Genomic DNA, 974 nt, shown 5'->3' on the forward strand with positions numbered 1-974 from the left:
ATAGAACTCGCCATCCGTTCTGATATCCGCGCATTTGAGCTGACCGACTTCGCCGGTCCGCATCCCGGAGAGAATGCAGATCAGAAATCCCCAGTAAATGTGCGACTGCACGAAATACTCACCCGGCTGCCAGACGTGCATGCGGTTCTTGCATCCGGTGAACAGCGGCTGCTTGAGTAGCGTAAGCAGTTCCTCGTCATCAAAAGCGTGCGGGATGTAACACCGACGAATCCGCTACCCCAATCCGGCCAACGTGATGGAAATCTTAAGTATTTCGCTTCGGATTCGGACTTGGTAGCGCATCCCTCCCCCGCTACCAATATAATCAGACATATATGACCGTCGATCCTGTCTCGGGTGGACCGCATCCACTCCGGTCACGCTTGGTCTTTTGCTTGATGCTTACCGCGATATCTGGACTTTGAGGGCGACTAGCCTACCCGCTGAGTACGTGTCCTAACTGCAAATAAAATGGGGACCTCATGGTCCCCGCTTAAGTCCGATATTGGACCCACACGCTCCGCGTGCCCTTAACTATAGTTTCAATTGATTAGTCAGCAACGCTGCCGATCTATCCAAAATTTAGGCAATGTGTCGGCGCGGCTGTTCAGGGGGGCGGCCCTTCCTGAAGGCAATATCAATCCTCGATCGCTCTTGAATTCGCCATTGCTCAAACCAGGCATCCATAATCTCGGTGTGGGCAATCACCAATTCCGCGGCGGCGTTGTCCGTCTCAACCGACTGTTTTCGAGCCTGATTTTTTGAAATCACGAATCACCCCTGAACAACCCTCTTACCAAAACATAAACGGGACGTGAATCCTTGGCACATGGCATTGCAAGAATTAAGCACCCTGAGCTCTTTATAGGTTTTGTCGCACCGATCGGCACAGACATACGTGCGTCAATCAACAGTTTTTCCAACTATTTCAAAGCCGAGGGCTACAACGTTGTTCCGATCAAAGTAACGGAAAT

The 974-nt window shown here is 51.2% G+C and carries 2 protein-coding genes; one reads left to right on the forward strand and one right to left on the reverse strand.

The features are described from left to right. The coding region (locus tag AC629_RS48060) for a hypothetical protein (protein ID WP_210419229.1) at positions 1-180 on the forward strand (180 nt) is incomplete at its 5' end. 402 nt (positions 181-582) lie between these two features. On the opposite strand, the gene AC629_RS46320 is transcribed toward AC629_RS48060, so the two are convergent. After that, a complete protein-coding gene (locus AC629_RS46320; protein WP_143199923.1) occupies positions 583-771 on the reverse strand; it encodes a hypothetical protein in 189 nt (62 codons plus the stop codon). Positions 772-974: the final 203 nt, after the last annotated feature.

This window comes from Bradyrhizobium sp. NAS80.1 (assembly GCF_001908205.1).
Taxonomy (GTDB): Bacteria; Pseudomonadota; Alphaproteobacteria; order Rhizobiales; family Xanthobacteraceae; genus Bradyrhizobium.